This window comes from Metabacillus rhizolycopersici, assembly GCF_020075705.1.
Genome location: NZ_JAIQUM010000017.1, coordinates 35,313 through 54,914, shown reverse-complemented (window position 1 = coordinate 54,914; position 19,602 = coordinate 35,313). Strand labels below are relative to the sequence as shown.

Annotated in this window: 20 protein-coding genes and 1 riboswitch; of the genes, 8 read left to right on the top strand and 12 right to left on the bottom strand. The window is 34.3% G+C overall.

The window, feature by feature from the left end; translation table 11 throughout:
* Nucleotides 1–10: 10 nt before the first annotated feature.
* From K9V48_RS10200 to K9V48_RS10190, 3 genes are read right to left on the bottom strand one after another with little or no spacing between them, the layout of a single operon-like run.
* Nucleotides 11–1,057 (bottom strand): alpha/beta fold hydrolase, encoded by a 1,047-nt coding sequence (locus K9V48_RS10200; RefSeq protein ID WP_224138880.1) that lies wholly within the window; start codon nucleotides 1,055–1,057, stop codon nucleotides 11–13.
* A 14-nt stretch (nucleotides 1,058–1,071) separates the two neighbouring features.
* Nucleotides 1,072–1,788 (bottom strand): thioesterase II family protein, encoded by a 717-nt coding sequence (locus K9V48_RS10195; protein ID WP_224138878.1) that lies wholly within the window; start codon nucleotides 1,786–1,788, stop codon nucleotides 1,072–1,074.
* Nucleotides 1,789–1,846: 58 nt separating this feature from the next.
* A complete protein-coding gene (locus K9V48_RS10190) occupies nucleotides 1,847–2,464 on the bottom strand; it encodes a TetR/AcrR family transcriptional regulator (protein WP_224138876.1) in 618 nt (205 codons plus the stop codon).
* A gap of 307 nt (nucleotides 2,465–2,771) precedes the next feature.
* Here K9V48_RS10190 and K9V48_RS10185 point away from each other — a divergent pair, with 307 nt between their 5' ends.
* From K9V48_RS10185 to K9V48_RS10165, 5 genes are all read left to right on the top strand, one after another.
* A complete protein-coding gene (locus tag K9V48_RS10185; protein WP_224138874.1) occupies nucleotides 2,772–3,971 on the top strand; it encodes a cytochrome P450 in 1,200 nt (399 codons plus the stop codon).
* Between the two features lie 95 nt (nucleotides 3,972–4,066).
* The gene (locus tag K9V48_RS10180) at nucleotides 4,067–4,609 is read left to right on the top strand and encodes a TetR/AcrR family transcriptional regulator (protein ID WP_224138872.1); all 543 of its coding nucleotides are present in this window, start codon (nucleotides 4,067–4,069) and stop codon (nucleotides 4,607–4,609) included.
* Nucleotides 4,610–4,868: 259 nt separating this feature from the next.
* On the top strand, nucleotides 4,869–5,231 hold the full coding sequence (locus tag K9V48_RS10175) for a YrdB family protein (RefSeq protein WP_224138870.1): 363 nt from the start codon (nucleotides 4,869–4,871) through the stop codon (nucleotides 5,229–5,231).
* A 602-nt stretch (nucleotides 5,232–5,833) separates the two neighbouring features.
* On the top strand, nucleotides 5,834–6,832 hold the full coding sequence (locus K9V48_RS10170; RefSeq protein ID WP_224138868.1) for an LLM class flavin-dependent oxidoreductase: 999 nt from the start codon (nucleotides 5,834–5,836) through the stop codon (nucleotides 6,830–6,832).
* Between the two features lie 131 nt (nucleotides 6,833–6,963).
* Complete coding sequence (locus K9V48_RS10165; protein WP_224138866.1) at nucleotides 6,964–7,602, top strand: class I SAM-dependent methyltransferase; 639 nt, start codon at nucleotides 6,964–6,966, stop codon at nucleotides 7,600–7,602.
* 116 nt (nucleotides 7,603–7,718) lie between these two features.
* Here the strand turns inward: K9V48_RS10165 and K9V48_RS10160 are convergent, their stop codons facing one another.
* From K9V48_RS10160 to K9V48_RS10145, 4 genes are all read right to left on the bottom strand, one after another.
* Nucleotides 7,719–8,123 (bottom strand): DUF1761 domain-containing protein, encoded by a 405-nt coding sequence (locus tag K9V48_RS10160; protein WP_224138865.1) that lies wholly within the window; start codon nucleotides 8,121–8,123, stop codon nucleotides 7,719–7,721.
* A 384-nt stretch (nucleotides 8,124–8,507) separates the two neighbouring features.
* Nucleotides 8,508–9,527 carry an AI-2E family transporter gene (locus K9V48_RS10155; RefSeq protein ID WP_224138920.1) on the bottom strand — a complete coding sequence of 340 codons (1,020 nt, stop codon included), beginning with the start codon at nucleotides 9,525–9,527 and terminating at the stop codon, nucleotides 8,508–8,510.
* 118 nt (nucleotides 9,528–9,645) lie between these two features.
* On the bottom strand, nucleotides 9,646–10,269 hold the full coding sequence (locus tag K9V48_RS10150; protein ID WP_224138863.1) for an exonuclease domain-containing protein: 624 nt from the start codon (nucleotides 10,267–10,269) through the stop codon (nucleotides 9,646–9,648).
* A gap of 293 nt (nucleotides 10,270–10,562) precedes the next feature.
* On the bottom strand, nucleotides 10,563–11,822 hold the full coding sequence (locus K9V48_RS10145; protein ID WP_224138861.1) for a cation:dicarboxylate symporter family transporter: 1,260 nt from the start codon (nucleotides 11,820–11,822) through the stop codon (nucleotides 10,563–10,565).
* A gap of 146 nt (nucleotides 11,823–11,968) precedes the next feature.
* Nucleotides 11,969–12,116, bottom strand: a riboswitch (cyclic di-AMP (ydaO/yuaA leader).
* A gap of 297 nt (nucleotides 12,117–12,413) precedes the next feature.
* Here K9V48_RS10145 and K9V48_RS10140 point away from each other — a divergent pair.
* The 3 genes from K9V48_RS10140 to K9V48_RS10135 all read left to right on the top strand — a co-directional run bounded on the left by K9V48_RS10140 (nucleotide 12,414) and on the right by K9V48_RS10135 (nucleotide 13,794).
* On the top strand, nucleotides 12,414–12,860 hold the full coding sequence (locus K9V48_RS10140) for a YndM family protein (protein WP_224138859.1): 447 nt from the start codon (nucleotides 12,414–12,416) through the stop codon (nucleotides 12,858–12,860).
* Between the two features lie 198 nt (nucleotides 12,861–13,058).
* Nucleotides 13,059–13,190 carry a hypothetical protein gene (locus tag K9V48_RS29045; RefSeq protein ID WP_263432789.1) on the top strand — a complete coding sequence of 44 codons (132 nt, stop codon included), beginning with the start codon at nucleotides 13,059–13,061 and terminating at the stop codon, nucleotides 13,188–13,190.
* Between the two features lie 310 nt (nucleotides 13,191–13,500).
* Nucleotides 13,501–13,794, top strand: coding sequence for a hypothetical protein (locus K9V48_RS10135; RefSeq protein ID WP_224138857.1), 294 nt, complete (start codon nucleotides 13,501–13,503; stop codon nucleotides 13,792–13,794).
* A 276-nt stretch (nucleotides 13,795–14,070) separates the two neighbouring features.
* Here K9V48_RS10135 and K9V48_RS10130 read toward each other — a convergent pair whose 3' ends face one another.
* The 5 genes from K9V48_RS10130 to K9V48_RS10110 form a co-directional block, all read right to left on the bottom strand.
* Nucleotides 14,071–14,523, bottom strand: coding sequence for a hypothetical protein (locus K9V48_RS10130; RefSeq protein WP_224138855.1), 453 nt, complete (start codon nucleotides 14,521–14,523; stop codon nucleotides 14,071–14,073).
* Complete coding sequence (locus K9V48_RS10125; protein WP_224138853.1) at nucleotides 14,523–15,344, bottom strand: DUF3100 domain-containing protein; 822 nt, start codon at nucleotides 15,342–15,344, stop codon at nucleotides 14,523–14,525. The genes K9V48_RS10130 and K9V48_RS10125 overlap by 1 nt, the downstream gene beginning before the upstream one ends.
* 12 nt (nucleotides 15,345–15,356) lie before the next feature.
* Entirely contained in the window at nucleotides 15,357–16,547 is a 1,191-nt protein-coding gene (locus tag K9V48_RS10120; protein ID WP_285871505.1) for a M20 family metallopeptidase, read from the bottom strand.
* 269 nt (nucleotides 16,548–16,816) lie between these two features.
* Nucleotides 16,817–18,199, bottom strand: coding sequence for an L-cystine transporter (locus K9V48_RS10115; RefSeq protein ID WP_224138851.1), 1,383 nt, complete (start codon nucleotides 18,197–18,199; stop codon nucleotides 16,817–16,819).
* 455 nt (nucleotides 18,200–18,654) lie between these two features.
* Nucleotides 18,655–19,446, bottom strand: coding sequence for a histidinol-phosphatase HisJ family protein (locus K9V48_RS10110; protein ID WP_224138918.1), 792 nt, complete (start codon nucleotides 19,444–19,446; stop codon nucleotides 18,655–18,657).
* Nucleotides 19,447–19,602: the final 156 nt, after the last annotated feature.

The window sequence follows — 19,602 nt, the reverse complement described above, 5'->3', positions numbered from 1 at the left end:
TTGATTCCTCCTAGATATTCAAATCTGTGATAACTTTGGATTGATTATCTTTATATTGATTTAAAATTTTCTCAGGAATTAACTTTTGAATTTGATCCATATGATTTGGAGAACCATGGACATCATCAAAAGTAATAAGATCTAGATTATTGATATTTCTTTGAATAAATTCTAGCTCAGTAATAGGAATGATTTCATCTTTTAAGCTAAATACATAAGTTATAGGGATTTTTAATTTACTAAGAGCTTTTACATCAATACTTAGATTTGAGAGGTTTTCTTTTAATTCTAACTCTGTTAATGCACAGACATGGCTTAATGTCTTTTTAGTAATGACAGGAATATTATCCCAATCATTATTAGCTAGATTATAAAATTCATATAATGGGGCTCCAACTGTAACGATTCCTTTGATCCTACTATCTTTTAAAGCACATTGAATACCTAATTGCCCTCCAAAGCTCATTCCTACATAATAGGAATTCTCAACATCTACCTCACCTTCATAATGGTTCAATATTTCTTGAATCATTTCATATGAATTAGCCTTAAAGGTTAAGCTATTTTCCCCTACGTTTGGGAATTCAGCAACAATGACTGAAAAGCCTAGCAATGGCCCCACTTCGAGGAATTTATACCATTGTTCTTTTATTGAGACTATCCCTCCCATTACTAGCAATAATGGCTTCTCTGGACTGAGGTTGGAAGTATATACAGTGAATACATTATCTTGAAAACAATGGTATTCCTTTTTAATACCTGTATTTACTAGAGAACTCGTAAAACTTTCAACAAGTTTGTTATACACCTCCTTTTGCATTTCATTATTAGCATAGGGAAACCTTGCAAAATTATAGCATTGTATAGCCTCTGATGGACTTTTCTCCAAAACTCTATTCCCTTCTCTCAGCCATTCATACTCCCACGATCCTTCAGTTTCGTTATCGTATGAAAAAATACGATCCAGTACGTTCAAAGGTTCAACATGCTTTAAATATTGTGATTTAATATGTAATTCAACAAAATTTTTTAATTCATGAAGATAGTTTTTATCCATTCCAATCCCCCCTTTTATTGATTGATTATTAAGTCCTTTATGAGTTTTAATCGAATTGATTTTGATACAAATTCTATTTGTTCATTTAGAAAAAAGTGACCTCCATCAACCATTAATATCTCAACTTTCTGCTTAGTTAGTTGTGACCATCTATCAAATTCACTATTTGAAAGAGGATCATCTTTTCCATTGATTACTGTAATAGGAATATTCAATTTCCCTTCTTTCTTTTGATATTTATAGGAACCTATTAAGTGAAAATCCGCCTTAAAAGTAGGTAAGTACAATTTTAAGAAATATGGGTGTTCTAATAGGTCCGGTGGTGTTCCTCCTAATTTTTTTATCCTATCCATAACCTCATCATCATTCTTACTTACATCTATTAGTGAGTTATTCTCAAACTGGTAAGGAAGTTTTGTTCCTGTTAAAAAAACATGATTTAATGCAAATTTTTCATTTTGAAATAAATGAGCTATCTCAAAACTTAATAAACTTCCCATACTGTGACCAAATAGAGCAAACTCTTCTTGATTATTATTTAATCCCTTTTTGATTATTGTTACTAAATCTTTGCATGCATCTTCAAAATAATAAATATACTCTCTAGAAAAACGTTTTCCACGTCCTGGGAGATCAACTGGAATTACTTCTAATTGATCTTTTAATTGCTGTGATAAAGATTGAAATACTTTACTTGATCCCCCTGCGCAGTGAATACAAAATAGCTTCATAGATTTCCTCCCCTCAATTTCATATTTATATAAACAACCTAAAAATTGTATATATCAGTCATTTAATTTGAGGTCCTGCCTTATCCAGTATCCCTTGAATTAAAAACTCTAAGGCTTCTTCCAATATAGGTATTACTCTCTGACGTATAGATAAGCCTTCTTCATTTGAATTAATATATGACATAATTGTTCCATGAATTTGAAAGAAGATCATTCTCCCATATTTTAAGGCTTCTTCCTCTGTAAGGTATGGATTATTTAGTAAAATTACTTTTTTTAAACTATTAAACAAGGAATTTCTCACAGCATTAATCTCTGAAGAAAAATCATCTTCATCTACCTTTATAGAATTTACTGTAATGTAAGTTAAATATAAACTACGATTTTCGATTGAAAAGTTTATCATGCCTCTTCCGATAACTTTTAATTTACCTAAAGGATCCAACGTCTTTCGGCTTCTTATTCTATCAATTCGTTTTGCAAGTGTTAATAGAGGTGGAATAGCTAATTTCTCTAACAAATCACTCTTATCTTTGTAATAAAGATAAATTGTAGTATGGGAGCAATTTGCCCTTTTAGCTATTTCTCTCATTGTTATCGTGTCGTAACTTTTAATACTAAATAGTTCTGAAGCAGCAAAAAGAATTCTTTTCTTTGTTTCTATCGACTTATCCATAAATAATCTCCCATTTACTTTACTAACCTATGGTTAGGTTACAGCATTAAATTACCACTTTCAACATCACATGACGTAATTTTACATTTATATCTATTTTTTAACATTACCTTTACAATTCAATACCACATTTACATTTTCGTTACATTTTTCGGTTTTTCTACTTTCTAGTGAATTCTAACACTTGATTTCATTACATCTTATTTTCACAAACTACAAAAACAAAAAAAGTATTGACAAATTATCTTTTTATAACTTTTAATTAATTGAACGATGGTCAATAAAAAAGGAAGGGATTGATGTAACTATGAATAAACAAAAGGGAAATAATATCCTACTTCGAAATGTATTTCGAACTAAAGAAGAAGTCTGGGAAGGCCGTTTTGATTGGTATAAAAAAATGCGAGCAGAATCACCTATTTTATACGACGAAAATACGAAAATTTGGGATATCTTTTTATATGAGGACATAATCCAAATTTTAAAAAATCCAAAAGTATTTTCGTCGGAAAGAAGAAATAATAACATTCCAACTTCTAATAGTATTATCGCAATGGACCCACCGAGACATAAACAAATGCGAACATTGGTTAACAAAGCTTTTACCCCTAGAACTATTCAATCATGGACACCACACATACAAGCGAATATCGAACAATTACTTAAAAAAATAAATGATAAAAGTGAATTTGACATTGTTAAGACAATCGCATTTCCATTACCTCTAACTGTTATTGCATCAATCATTGGTGTACCTTATAGTGACATGGACAAATTCAGGGAATGGACACTCTCAATCGTATCAGGTCCTAAGGATAACTCCAAAGAATCTATTGAAGAGAATACAAAAAGGATGTATCAAGGCTTTAAAGATCTGTCAAATTACTTTTCCCAAATTATTGAGAAGAAACGAAGTCATCCTCAAGATGATATTCTTTCCGTTCTTATTGCGGTTGAAGAAGACAGTGTTAAATTATCCGATAAAGAGATAATTGGTTTTTCAATTCTTTTATTAATAGCAGGGCATGAAACCACAACAAACCTCATTACGAATACAATGTATTGTTTTTTAGAAGATCAATCAGTATTTAATCAAATTAAACAAAATCCTGATTTAATACCAAAAGCAATTGAAGAAACATTACGTTACCGTTCACCAGTTCATGCTATACCTCGAATCGTAAAAGAAGATATCGTTATACGCGGACAGACATTAAGAGCAGGTGATGAAGTAGCTTTATGGATTGGCTCAGCAAATCGAGACAAAAACCAATTTGATCAAGCAGACGAGTTTAATTTACACCGGACTCCAAATTCGCATTTAGCATTTGGTAGTGGTATTCATTTTTGTCTAGGTGCCCCATTATCTCGTCTTGAAGCAAATCTTGTATTATCTGAATTAGTAAAACGATTTCCAACTATGCAACTTAAAGATAAAATGAATATCGAACCCCTACAGAGTCCATTAATGTATGGATTAAAGAGTTTACAAGTTATAACACAATAAAGTATTCTTAGGTATTTTCTTAGTGTTTTTTGTTTTTTAAAAGCATAGTCTAAAATTATCTACTAACGTTGATTGTTTATAGAAGGGGGCTCATTATGTCACCAAGAAGAGTAGTCGAACATGAACTTTCCAAAGATAAAATTTTAAATGTAGCTAGGATTTTGTTCTCTTCACAAGGAATCCAGCAGGTCTCGATGCGAGATATTGCAAAAGAACTTGGGTACAGTCACGGATCCATTTACTACCATTTCAAAAATAAAACGGATTTATTTTCTGAAATACTTACCAAAGATTTTGATTTATTAAATCAAACGTTAGATCGAGTTGTTTGCAATGAGCATAGTCTTAAGGAAATTTTGCTTGGTTTTATTGAATTTGGACTTACTTATCCTTATCACTATGAAATTATGTTTATGAATAAGGATAACTCTTTTCTTAATCATCCAGCTTCAGATGAAAGCTATAAGAGGTTTGTCCAAGAAGTTAGTAAATTTCACATTTCACTTAGTCAAATATATTCTTTGTTTTTGTCAATTCATGGTTTTATTTCTTTTAACTTGAGGATTCCTTTATCTTATGATGAATTAAAAAGCTCTGCTCTTGAGCATGTGGATTTTTTATTAAAAAATATTCATTGATTTATAACCAATAGACTAGAATTTCACATCAAAATAAATTACCTACTTGTTTCAAGATGTTTTTATTTAATCTTCCATCATCAAGATTGGTTTGCCCTATTAACATCAATGAAGGGAGACTGTTATCTAGCTATGGATGCAGTTTATCGTTTCATAAATCATTCAACGTTTGCTTCACGTCAAAGGGCAGTAATATATGTACCGTAGAGGTTTTGAATTAATAGATTCAAAACAATATAAGTTTAAGGAGGTGTATCGAATGAATCAATATAATTTATTATTGCGATTTTTGCTCGAAATTGCTGCCCTATTTTCCATTGGAATGTTTGCTTGGACACATTTCAATGGATTTTTAAGATACGCTTTAGTATTTATTTTACCTGCTTTAGTCATGATTGTTTGGGGTGTATTTGCTGTACCAGGCGATCCAAGTAGAAGCGGAGAGGCAGTTGTAGTGATAAGTGGATTTACTAGATTGATGATTGAATTCATCATTTTTAGTGCAGGGTTTATAGCGTTTTTCTATAGCGATTTTAGGGTATATAGCTTTATATTCTTGTTTTTTACAGTACTACATTATTTGGGTTCATCTGATCGTATAAAATGGTTGTTAGGGCAATGATTAATGATTGAAAGGTCTGCCTTGCAACATTAATTTTTCCATAATCCGTTAAATGGGGTAGTACATCATTTCGAATCTGATAAAGTGAGACTTATCGGATCTTACGGGCAGTTATCTCTTACCTATCTTCTTTGCTTCTCTTGAATCATGAGGTAGGAGTATTACTTCCCCTTAAGAATGGGATAAAAAATCACCTTATAAAGAACGTATTACTGAAATTAACGCGTTACAATTTGCAAATGAAAATTACTATTATTATAACAATCAATCAAAACACTAAATTGAAGAGAGCCCATCATATGATGGCTCTCTTCATTCTATTCCTATACTATATTTGAACCCACTTACATAGATAAAACGAAACTTCCATCAGTGGGGATTTTCCTTCTCCCCCACTGATAGTTAGCAAGACTTACCTTAGCTTTCATGGACAGTTTATCCTCCACTTATCCTTTATCATCTTCTCGAAGTCTTGAAATAAATGGAGAAAAAACTTTTTCCATAACTAAAATTAACAAATCAACCATAAGCATTTAAGTTTGGAATTTAGATTTGTCTTGGTATTATTTAAGTAAGACGATATAAAGAAAGGACGAATAGTAATGGTAAATATAAATATCCCTGTTTCTGTTTTAAACCTAGCGCCTATACGTGAAGAACAAAGCCCTAAACAAGCAATTGATTCAATGATCGATCTTGCGCAAGCGACTGATAAGTTGGGGTATAAAAGATTTTGGATTGCTGAACATCATAATTCATCAACCCTCGTAAGTTCGGCAACGTCCATTTTAATTAAACATACGTTAGAACAGACTGAAAATATTCGCGTTGGGTCTGGCGGTACGATGTTGCCGAACCATTCCCCATTAGTAGTAGCCGAACAATTTGGTACGATGGCGACGATTTATCCAAATCGTGTTGATTTAGGTCTTGGTAGAGCACCTGGTACAGATATGATGACTGCAAATGCACTAAGACGTTCAACAAATGATTCTATTTATACTTTCCCAGAAGACGTTAAATCATTACTGACTTATTTTGGACCTGAAAATAAGCAAAGTCATGTAAAAGCTTTTCCTGGTGTTGGAACAAATACGCCAATTTATATACTTGGTTCTTCAACTGATTCAGCTTATTTAGCTGCAAAATTAGGCTTACCTTATGCATTTGCTGCCCACTTTGCACCACAACAAATGGAAGAAGCGATATCAATTTATCGTCAGCGATTCGAACCGTCTGAATATCTAGACAAACCATATATGATGATATGTTTGAATGTCATTGCAGGAGAAACAGATGAAGAAGCTAAATTATTATCCTCTTCAATGTACCGGTTCTTCCTCAATTTTATCCGACGTTCGACTATGCCGTTAAGTCCTCCTGTTGACAATATGGATGAATACTGGAATCCAATGGAAAAAGAAATGTTATCGATGGGACGAGTTTCTTTCATAGGAAGTAAAAAGTCGATCCGACAACAGTTAACAAACTTTCAAGAGAAGTATAATGTCGATGAAATTATGGCCGTTTCTTATATTTATGATCAAGATAAACAAAAACGCTCCTATGAAATACTGAAAGAAGTTGTCGATGAAAAATAATTACCGACACGAAGCCTATAATATCTTTGAGAATATTAGAATGCACCTATGATGTCTCCTATATCATTTTGATTTGGACAATCTTAACTTTAAGAAGAGCACATCATAGATGTAATTAGAGGTAAAGCAAAATGGGAAAATGGTTTGCACGGCTTTATGATATGGTCTTGGCACCGATTGAACAAACTAAATTTAAAAAGATAAGAAAAAGTCTTATTGGTAAAGCAAAAGGCAGGGTTTTAGAGATTGGTTCTGGAACAGGAGTAAACTTTCCCTTTTATCAATTGGCATTACACGTAGATGCGATTGAACCAGATCACTATATGAGAAAAAAATCTCTAAAACGATTAGATAAAAGTGAAATACCGATTCAGACTCATTTGGTAAAGGCTGAAAAACTACCTTTTGCTGATCATACATTTGATACGGTAGTCGGAACTCTTGTTTTTTGTACGATCCCTAATCCTGAAAGGGCATTAAAAGAAGTGCAGCGTGTTTGTAAACCAGATGGTAAAGTGCTTCTTTTTGAACATGTAAGATTAAACCATTCTAAATTTGGGCCACTTCAAGATGCACTTACACCCGTTTGGTCAAAAGTATCTGAAGGGTGCCGATTAAATCAAAACACGGTTGAATTACTTCAAAATGCCGGTTTCATTATTCACACGATTGAAGAACATTTTAAAGGACTTTTTCTCGTAATTAAATGTGTGAATGAAGAGAGAAGAACCCAACTACCTTCTATTACTCAACAATCTGTCCGTCATTAAAACAGGCGCTTTCCATTTTAGAGAAAAGCGCCTGTTTTTATTAGACATTTGTCCTGTTTTATCGTACCAAATACCACTTACGGTAGTAGTCGAAGTCTACTCTTGAGCTTTATTTTTTAAATGAATAGACCATGCAGGCCGCCCAGTAATGAAAAAATAATGAGATGGTCTCCAATGGCAATCAAAAATGCCTTTTTAGATATAAGTCCAAATAACGAATTTTTCAGATAAACAATCGAAATGAGTATACCAATGATGAGTCCTACGCCTACCCCTTCCAACCAATTGTCAGCGCCACTTGCTTGAACTAGTAAAGCCACCAAAAATGAATTTATAAATGCAATAATAACTGAGAAAACATATTTCGCTGAACCCTCGCTTTGATTCTCGATAAATTCCTTATTTTTGCTCCCTTTTTTATCTGATAATAACACTGAATAATAGATCGTTCCATATAACATATACAAAACTCCGCCAACGATTATTGCTATGTAATTTAAATTATTCCAATCCATTAACATTTGATGTCTCCTTTTCTATTTTGGTTCAATATCCAAAGCAATAGCTTTGTTTCCGCAAATAAGGGTAGTATACATCACCTAAAACAAATACTCACTCCACTTTTGAATCGTATCATCAAATATCACTGATTTCCATCCATTTCTCATGTAGTTCGTAAAATGCATTCCCGTTTTCTTCCATTCGGTTACTAGTTATTGTTTTACAATTTTTGGTAACATTGTACAGTCCTGTGCTTTTAGATCTTTTATCGACTGTTTTGTCTTTTCATTTAAGACACATATAGAAATAGGGAACAAGTAGTGAGTGCTCTTGTGGATACTTTTGCTAAAGCACAAAAAAGGTAGTGATTTTAAAAATCACTACCTTTTTTCCATGCTACTATTTTATTTTTCTTCAAAATTATTCGGAAGTACATCATCCTCAGGAATTTCTAGCATATCGATGATAAAGATAAATATTGGTATACCGATAATCAATCCCCAAATTCCAAGAAAATGCTCGGATAGTAACAGGACTGCCAAGGTAAAAAATGTAGGAAGGTTTGTTTTGACCGACATGAATTTAGGATTGAGAAAATAGGCCTCAATTGCATGAATGACTGCAATCATAACCAAAACCCAGATAACTTTTGTGATGCCGCCGACACTATAGGCAATCATACAGAGTGGTATTAATGAAATAATCATACCAGCTACTGGAATTAAGCCGAGGAAAAAGATCATGATTGCTAACCCAATTAGCTGTGGAAATCCAAGGATCCACAAAAATAAAGTCGAGAGTAGGGCATTTGTCCCAGCAATCATAAATTGAACTTCAATTACTTTTCCAAATGAATTTGTAAATTTCCTCCCAAAATGTTCGATGTTAAGAAAAAACTGACCAAACTTCCCATATTTAAATTTAGCAGTAAAACGTAAAATTTTATCCTTTTCAAGCAGAATAAACAGACTTAAAATAATTGAAATAAGTGCCTGAACTGCGATAGAACCGATTCCAGATATGTAAATATACACAGTATTGAATTGTTTCGGTATATTGAAGCTTGTTTCAGGATTATTGATTAGATCTTTAATATAATGAATCGCTTGGATGTCTGGTGGATGTTTATAAAAGTGGAAGATTTGCCTTACTAATTCGGTAATCTGCAAAGTGATCACTGGGAGGTATTTATACAACACATACGCAAGTGCAATGACAAGTAGTGTGTATAATAACGCTAGAATTAGCTTCGGGTTAATTCTCACATATTTATTGGCATAGGCTGACAATCGATTCTGAAGTCGCCCCATTAGAAACGTAAAGATAAACGTAAAAAGGACTAGATTCACCATACTCCCCATACTGTAAAGAATGGCAATCAAGATTGCTAACGTTAGAAATCTTGTAAAACCTTTGCTTTTCATAAAATTTATGATGTCATTCACTTGTCTATCTCCAATCTTGCATGCAGATCTTATGTTTTTTCATCCCCATGTATCTAACATATTCTTTGGTATTATATCTAACTAATACCAGCTTAACTTAAAACTTATAAACCGACTTTCGTTGTACTTGTCGAGCAGCAGGCTTATATTTTCTCATCGGTCCGCGTGTAAGTATTTCCTGTAAAAATAAGTCACCATACGGATTTCCCTTTTTGATAAGCTTTAGCAAATTAGTAATATCGTCCATTGCCCTATGTGATTGATAATCTGTTATCCCGTAGTACTTCAACAATGTCAACAACTTACTGTTATACATGCCATAATCCTTCCATGCAACACCCCTCATCGTGCAATACCATTTCAGCTGATTGACATCCGGGTACATTTGAACTAAAAAACTACGGTCAAACGATGCATTATGGGCAAAAATAGCATCTGTACGATTGAAGAACTGCGCAATTTTTTCATCATCGAAACTTTTCCCCGCTACCATTTCGAACGAAATTCCATGTATTTCATATGCATGTTCGTAGTTCTGTCTTGCACTCACAGACATCGGCTCGCGAAGGAACGTGACCTCGTCAATCACTTCCAATACTTCACCAGAAACCTCGTTAAATGAAAATAACTTCATCGCTAACTCAATGATTTCATCAGCATATGGGCTTAACCCAGTCGTCTCTACGTCCAGAACCAAGCCTAATTTTTTATGACTACTCAAACTAGCTCCCCCTTGTATTTCATCTTTATCATTACTACGCAAACATACTATTTTCGGATGTCTCACCCCAACCACAAGTGAGTCATGAACAGTTCGTATTTTGTTCAAAAACATGTGTTAATGTAAGATGATGTATGATTGATTCATACAAAGCTATTTCTTGAATCATCAAATACATAAATTTCACCACATTATTATCTATTTTACTACATTCCCTATCAATTTCATAAGATTGAACCGAAACGTTGAAATAAGAAAAATCCAGAACAGCTACATGTTCTGGATTTTTCCTTTTATGATGCTTTTTGTACTTGATCTTCTACCGGAGGATTAAAATTCCCCTCCCATTTCGAAATAACGATTGCAGCAAGGGCATTACCAACAACATTAACTGCTGTACGACCCATGTCAAGAATACGGTCAATCCCAGCGATAAACGCTAAACCTTCCAACGGTATACCGACTGTGCCCAATGTTGCTAATAGGACAACGAATGATACACCTGGGACACCTGCAATACCTTTAGATGTAACCATTAGGACCAACATTAACGTAATTTGCTCCATAACAGATATTTCAATCCCGTACATTTGTGCAATGAATAATGCCGCCAATGCTTGGTATAATGTAGAACCATCAAGATTGAATGAATAACCTGTAGGAATAACAAAAGTCGCTACGTGCTTCGGACATCCCGCTGTCTCCATTTTATCCATAATTCTCGGAAGAACTGTTTCAGAACTCGCTGTAGAGAACGCGAGAATTAACTCTTCCTTCAAGTTCTTAATTAACTTAAATATACTGTAGCCTACGAATTTTGCAATAAGTCCCAAAATCACAATCACAAAGAAAATCATTGTCCCATAAACAGTAATGACTAACTTCCCTAATGGAATAAGTGATGCTAAACCGAATTTAGAAATTGTTACCCCGATTAAGGCAAATACACCAATAGGAGCGAATTTCATAATGACATTCGTTACATAGAACATTGCATTTGCAGCACCTTGGAAGAATTGAAGGACTGGCTTCCCTTTTTCACCAATCGCTGCAATTCCAATCCCAAACATCACTGAGAAGAAAATGATTGCGAGCATATCACCCTCAACCATCGCTTGAAACGGATTTGAAGGAACAATATGCACGATTGTCTCAATGAAAGACTTGCCTTCTTCCGATTCTGTTGTCTTCACATAGTTCGAAATATCACTTTTTTCTAGTTCGTTCATATTTAAACCTGCACCAGGCTGAAAGATGTTTGCAGATACAAGCCCTACTCCAATCGCAATCATCGTGACAACGATAAAGTAGAATAATGACTTACCACCTAGTTTACCAACTGATTTTAAATCTCCAACACCTGCAATAGCTACGACAATACTTGAAAAGACGATCGGTACGACGATCATTTTAATTAAACGGAGGAAAATATCTCCTAGCGGCTGCAAATAACTTTGTGCAGTCACACTACCATAGAAAATAGCTCCGACAATTATTCCTAAAATTAAACCAATAAAAATTTGGCTGGCTAGACTTAATTTAATCTTCTTCATTTACTTCCTTCCCTTCTATCATTGATAAAAAACAAGTATTCTTGGGTAGGGAAACAAGATAACTAGGACGAACAAAGAAAATCTATTTTCATTTGTTGTCAAAAAAAAAGACACTTTGGTGTCCGTTTAACGTGAACATTCACGTATTGTTCCCTCTAAGACGCTTACGAGGTTAGCTGTCGGGTTAGGTCATGGAAACATAAATGCCCTTTTATTTTCAAAATTCACCCCTAGCAGAAACATCTGCAAAAATGGTTTCCCCGCTCTTTTATAAAGATTAAGCTAAAAATCTACCTTTTCATCTTATATTAAAATAATTAATTTGTAAACTAGTTTACTAAACTACCACCATTTTACTCCAAAACCGACAATAGACAGCTTCATTTTCTTTTATGTTTCGCGTATTACTTCAAGGATCTTAGTGTAAATTTAACATTACTTATCCCCAACCACAAATTATTAATAGCGCTATATTCTCTAATGAATAATCGGATATCTACATTACAAAAGAGAAACCCATTGATTTATTTTCCATGCATAATCATCTGATTTTAAGTAAATCATAACCGTTAAAAAGGAAGAGTGATTTGTGTGCGACATATTAAGGCTTTAGCAATTAAATTAATCGCTGTACTTGTTCTCAGTTATATTATTCTTGGATTATTTTTTAACTATTCTATCGGAAATGTACTTACACTAACGCTCCTAATTTGGATTGTCTCTTATATTCTTGGTGATTTATTGCTCCTTCCGAGAACAAATAACCTAACTGCCACTATATCCGATTTTGCAACAGCAATGATTTTAACTTGGTTTTATCTAGCTAATATCACTTATAATGAAAATAATTTGTTTCTCGTATCCTTTATTTTATCAATAGGGGTAGCGATTATTAATTGGTTTTTCCATAAATACATGATGTCAAATGTGATAAGAGAAAAGGAATCTTATGTACAAACGAACAATTTCCACTATCAGACTGAAGCTTCTGAAGAAATATCTCCAGATAAAAGCAAATGGAAAAAGGATAACTCCTAATCATCATTTCGGGTTATCCTTCTTCTCTTTTTCAAATCAATTAGTTAAAATACTTCACAACATGTTTCATCTTAATTCATACGATATGATGAATCCTTTTAAATTGAACGAATCAAAAAAGTCGTAATTAGATTATTAGATTAAATAACGTTATAATAAGTGCATAAATGAAAACTTCATTTAAGGAGGGCGGCTTTCTTGAAAAACCGTGACAAAAAACAAAAGCGTATTCGTGACATGATTAAAGATTATTTAAAAAATAAATTAAAGAATTTACTACCAAAACCTAATAAAAACCCTGCATCAAACCATAAACAAAACATTGAGTAAACATTCATCTCATTTCTTCATCCTTGTTACTATATAAAAGTAATCGCAAGCTTACCTTTTCACTGCTTCATGAAAATAACACATGAAAGAGCTGTTTCGTTCATTTTCCATCACGAGCAAGTTACTCTAATTCATCCTAACAATTATCTTTTCTCACTATAAATTCCTTTGGCAATCCCCCGCTCATTGTCCATTTTAAAATGATAATACGAAGGAAATCCTGTTCTTGGATAAAAAACATCTTTTCATACTTTTCTCGTTCCACATTCCCCATAATTCCATATGCTTTATTAATAAGGAGTGGAATCGTATGAAAAGTGAACATTTTGATATCAAAACACTAAAACTAATCAGTAATAAACTTGATTATATTAACTCGATTGCTAAAGGTTATTACAATGACAATCCAGAATTAATGGACACGATTGAAAATCTAGCTCGAGTTGCAAACATGTTTGCAACAAGTAAAATCCAAGAGCTAAATGGTCATATGAAAACAACCAACCCTCAAGGTTTCATCTTATCTACGCTAGCAACCCCATATTCTAGGATGAAAGAATATGAGAAACAAAAAAATAATGAATTTCCACCTTGGGAGCTATGATGCTCCTTTATTTTATGGATTGAACATATAAATCGATCTCCCAGGCGGCTAAAGAATGCGAAGTTCTATAATACTACTTCATGAGCTAGGAAGCTTAGTGTGCCATTTCCAGTCTAGTGATAGGGCTGCAAAATGCAATATAATTGTATCCAACAGCAAAAAGGAAACTTGTTTATGGTTACAACCAAAATCGATGTTCTATATAAAACATAAATACCCGATAAGTGCCGCCTTATCGGGTTATTGTTCAAATACATTTTCAGTTTTTTAGAATAGTTAAATAATTCCTTGCATGCGTAAAATCACTTCGGCAATAAGAGCGGAACCGAGAAAAGTTCCGGTCAACACACACATACCAACAACGATGCTTTTCCAGCCCATTTTCGCAAAATCTGCCCATGATCCACCAATGGCAACTCCTGCATAGGCTAATACTGGTGTTGTGATTGCAAGTATGTTCACATCTGTCGTCCATTTGACAACAAGTTCTGATCCAGGCACGCCTGGCATGGAAACGATAATTGCAATGAATGAGATATAGGCTATTGCTGGGATTTGAAGTGGGATTAGCTTATTAAGAATTAAACCAACTAGAGAAATAAGAATAAGAACAATCATTCCAGGCAAAGCTTGAAACGGTAAGACATCATAACCAATCCAATTTCCAACTAAGGTGATAATACCGATAATAACCAAAACTAAACTCCACTCTTGAATATTTCGTAACATTATTTCGCCTCCACTTTGACCTTCGAACTGGCCCTTTTATCTCTATTTTTCGAAAGAATTAGATAAAGTTTCTCTGTAAGCGGGAGTCCAATGAATATACTTGCATAAAGACCGATACCTGTAGAGATCAAATTACTTGCCCCAGCTAGTGCCACGATATCTTGTTCAAAATCAGGAAATGCTGCTACTAAAGAACCTGTTGCTGCTGCCATCATACTTCCACTACCAATCCCTGAAGCCATTGCAAAGGAAAGTGGGTGGAGAGGTGTAATTGTTGCGAGAACTCCGGAAATGATCCCCATGAAGACTGCTCCAAAGACAGTTCCAAATATATAAATCGCCATAACCCCACGACCTTCAGGAGAATTAAGTCCATATTTGTCCATAATCAAGGCAACGTTTGGTTCTCGTGCGACAGAATGGGTCATCCCGATACTTTCACGTTTTAATCCTAGTAAGATAGCAATTGGCAATGCAAAGAGTATCGTACCTAAGTTACCAATTTCTTGAAGAATTAATGCGGGTCCAACCTCAATAATTGTGTCCATAGCCGGGCCAATTGTAACACCGAATTTAGCGATAAGTAAGCTGACAGCGATAAAAATGAGTGATTCTGCACTTTTTGCTTGCTTTTCTTTTACGACGGGGGTGAAATATAATCCTAATCCAATAATAATTGCGTAAAGCATAGGCAATAACATGATAACGCCTATTCCGATAGGTAGTTGAAATGTGCCAATTGCTTCAGCGATTAAAACAATCCCCAAGACAATCAGATGTATACGCCAATCTTTCCATAATTGTTGCTTTTTCTCTGACACTGATGTCACCTCTTAAACTGTAATTTCTGAATTTTCCTTCATGTACTGCAATGTTGCGTTGCCAAGAACTTGCGCAGCAATTAATAACGCCTTTTCATCAAAATCAAATTTTGGATGATGATGTGGATATGTTTTTTCACGTCCTGCAATTTGAGCGCCTGTCATAAAGAACGTTCCTTTGACATGCTGCAAATAATAAGCAAAGTCTTCTCCACCCATAATCAATTCATGTTCTTTAACAGATTCTACATTTGGGGCCATTTCAGCTACTTTTGCAAGAAATTCTGTTTCTTCCTTGTGATTCACAGTTGCAGGATACCCTTTCGAGTAAGTATAAGAATAATCTGCATCAGTAACGAGGCATGTCCCTTTTACAACACGTTCAATTTCCTTTTCAATAAATTCACGTACATCTTCTTTGAATGTTCTCACTGTACCCGTTAATGAGGCAGAATCAGCAATAATATTATAAGGATTTTTCGCCTCAAACGAGCAAACAGAGACAACAGCTGAATCTAATGGACTGACGCGTCTACTGACAATTTGTTGTAGATTATTGATCAACTGCCCTCCAATCACTATGCTATCTTTTGTTAATTCAGGCTGAGACCCGTGGCCTCCATACCCTTGGATCTTGATATCAAAACGATCAGGTGCAGCCATAAACGGTCCAACCCTGTAGCCAATTTCACCAAGTGGTACTGTTGCCCACAAGTGGGTTCCAAAAATAACATCTACTCCATCAAGACAACCGTCTTCAATCATTGCAATCGCTCCACCAGGAGGAAGCTCTTCTGCATGCTGGTGAATAAAAACTATGTTACCTTCTAACTCATTTTTCATCTGATTTAGTACCTTTGCTAGGCCTAATAATGCGGCAGTATGACCATCATGCCCACATGCATGCATGACACCGTCTACTTTTGACTTATAAGAAAACTCATTTTCTTCCTGTATAGGTAACGCATCGAAATCAGCTCTTAATGCCACTGTCGGTCCAGGTTTCCCCCCTTTAAGAGTTGCAACAACACCGCGACCTCCTACATTTGTTCTTACTTCATGGCCCAACTTTTCATGGTAGTTAGCAATGAATTTAGGAGTTTCTACTTCTTCAAATGATAGTTCAGGATGTTGATGAAGGTGTCGTCTTATGTCGATCATTTCTTCATTAACGTCATCTAATAATCTATAAAATTTTTCCAAAATATCTATTCTCCCTTCATCTTTATAAAAATTACGTCTCTATTTCAATCATGTCCCTAATTATATGTATTTTCGATATTATGTGTCAATAACAAATATTCTGATAATGAAAAGTAGATGTTTTTGAAACATTAGCATGTCCTTATTTAAGTTTGGGGTTTATTTTCAACTAATGTGCGTTATCATTTCCAAAACATAAAGAAAATAGCTGCAGAGTTTCCCCCGCAGCCATTTTCTTTATAATAAGTAGTGCCTAGCGCCTTGTACGATTACGCTTCTGCAACCTCTGATTTTTGATATACTTCTTGATCTAACTCACCAGTTGCTTTTCCAGTTAGTACCCCAGATAGCATACTTCCACTTACATTTAATGCTGTACGTCCCATGTCGATTAATGGCTCAACTGAGATAACGAGTGCAGCAATTTCAATTGGAAGATTCATGACAGATAACACGATAAGCGCTGCGAATGTTGCACCGCCACCTACTCCTGCAACTCCAAAAGAACTAACTACTACGACTAGAATAAGAGTGAGTATAAATGATGGACTCATTGGATCAATGCCCACAGATGGAGCAACCATTACTGCTAGCATCGCTGGGTAAATACCAGCACATCCGTTTTGCCCGATTGAAAGTCCAAATGAACCAGCAAAGTTCGCGATCCCTTCAGAAACCCCATAATCTTTTGTTTGTGTTTTAATATTTAAAGGCAATGTTCCTGCACTTGAACGTGAAGTAAAGGCAAATGTTAATGTTGGTAATCCCTTTTTCACATAATTAACAGGGCTTAGTTTTGCAAGTGATAACAGGATTAAATGTACGATAAACATCGCAATTAATGCCACATAAGATGCAATGACAAACTTACCTAATTTAGCAATGGCTACATAATCACTTGTTGCTGTTACTTTCGTAATTAAAGCCAAAATTCCAAATGGTGTTAAACGAAGAACAAGTGTAACAATTCTCATAATAATCGCGTAGAATGTATCGATTATCTTAGCAAAAAATTCGCCATGCTCAGGATCCTTACGTTTAACACCAAGGTAGGCCATACCAATAAAGGCTGCAAAAATGACAACTGCAATTGTTGAAGTTGGACGAGCACCTGTCAAATCTTGAAATGGATTACTTGGCAATAGCTCTAAAACTTGTTGAGGAATCGTCATATCTTGAACTCCGACAACTTTTTCCTCTAACTGTACATTTCGCGTTGCTTCCGCTTCCCCTTGCGTTATCTGAATTCCATCAAGACCAAATCCTAATGCAGAGCCAATTCCGATGGCTGCAGAAATGGCAGTCGTGCCAAGCAGAATTCCAATGACAAGGAAACTGATTTTCCCGATATTTTTTGTCAATTTTAACTTCGTAAAAGCACCTACAATTGAAATGAATACAAGTGGCATAACAATCATTTGTAATAGTTTGACATACCCACTACCAACAATGCTAAACCAATCTATTGTTCCTACAGTAACTTCAGATGTTGCACCGTAGATTAATTGAATGACAAGACCAAATACTATACCTAAACCTAATGCGGTGAAAACACGCTTAGAAAAAGAAACATGTTTTTTCTGCATTATGAACAAACCCATTATGAGTAATAGAAAAACTGCAATGTTAACGATAATTAGAACGGTGTTCATTTTGATCTCCTTCGATGTCTATTGATTTATTTGATACACAAACTATATGATAATTAATCCAATCAGTCAAGTAGGAATAACAAATTTTTTTTGTTAACATTTTCAACTAGGCTAATTCTATTATTTCATCGTTCATTATGCCTGAGCTGCTACCATTTCAAAAGCAACTTTAGGAAATTCCCTCTAAAAACTTGCTCATTTATTGTAAATTATTTCACATCTAATTCAGCGATGGTAAGACCTACATATATTTAAAACTATTTAGATAGATGATTCCTTTTTCATGTTTAAAGATTACATTGGTCTAATGATAAAAAGCTTTCAGAATTGCTTGATCGCTAAATCTGAAAGCTCTAATGTTGAATCTTTCTTTTAAATTCTTTCGTATTTTCAACTGTTGTTTAGTCCTATAATTCTTGGCCTTATTCAACAGACCGTTTTGGAATAATGATGACTCAGAGATTAACTGCAATAGGCGTTCTTTTGTCAAACTTAAAAATGGATGTAAATCCACATTCTTTTGCTATTTCAGTAGCTTCATGCAAATGTGCACCAACCGTTTCCGCAAAGTGTGAATCCGAACCAATCGTCAAGATTTCCCCACCTAAATCTTTGTACAGCTGGATAATATTAATAGAAGGAAGTGTTTCATTTAATTTCCCTCTAAGGCCAGAAGTATTGATTTCGATGCCAATGTTTCTGTCAATTGCTTTTTCTAAAATCGAAGCGATGAGATCCTTACATTCATTAAAATCAAAGTTTCCAATCGTATTAATCGCATAGCGCTTTAACAAATCTAAGTGCGCGATTACGTCTATATCGGCAAAACTTACCAACTGATATACTTCCGTAAAATATTCACTATAAGCTGAACTGCTATTTTTATCCCCTAAAAACTTCCGTAATTTTTCATTATTCATGTTATGTACAGATCCTAAAATAAAATCCAACTCAAGTGGTTTAAATGCTTCTGTGTATTCATCCTTCAGTTGATGTGGTTCACAAATCTCAATCCCTGCTTTTATGATTAATTGATCCTGGAACTTATCTCGACAATCGCGGATTTCATGAAAGTATCTTTCAAAGTCCATATAACCGTAAGTAGGTACAACTGGATTTAGGGAAAAATGCTCTGTAAAGCATATTTCTTTAATTCCCTTTTTTATTGCTTCATTACATACTTCTTCCATTATTGCCTTGGAATCAAAAGAGTTATTCGTATGGTGATGATAATCCATTAAATACATCATGTAAGTCCTTTCTATTCCTATATTTAAAAATCATTTCCGTGAACATACATATCTATTAAAATAAAAATATACTAACCGTTTACTTCTAATTTGCAGAATACAAAGATCACAATACTTGTAGTATATCTATTAATGGTATATAAAGTCATTAGA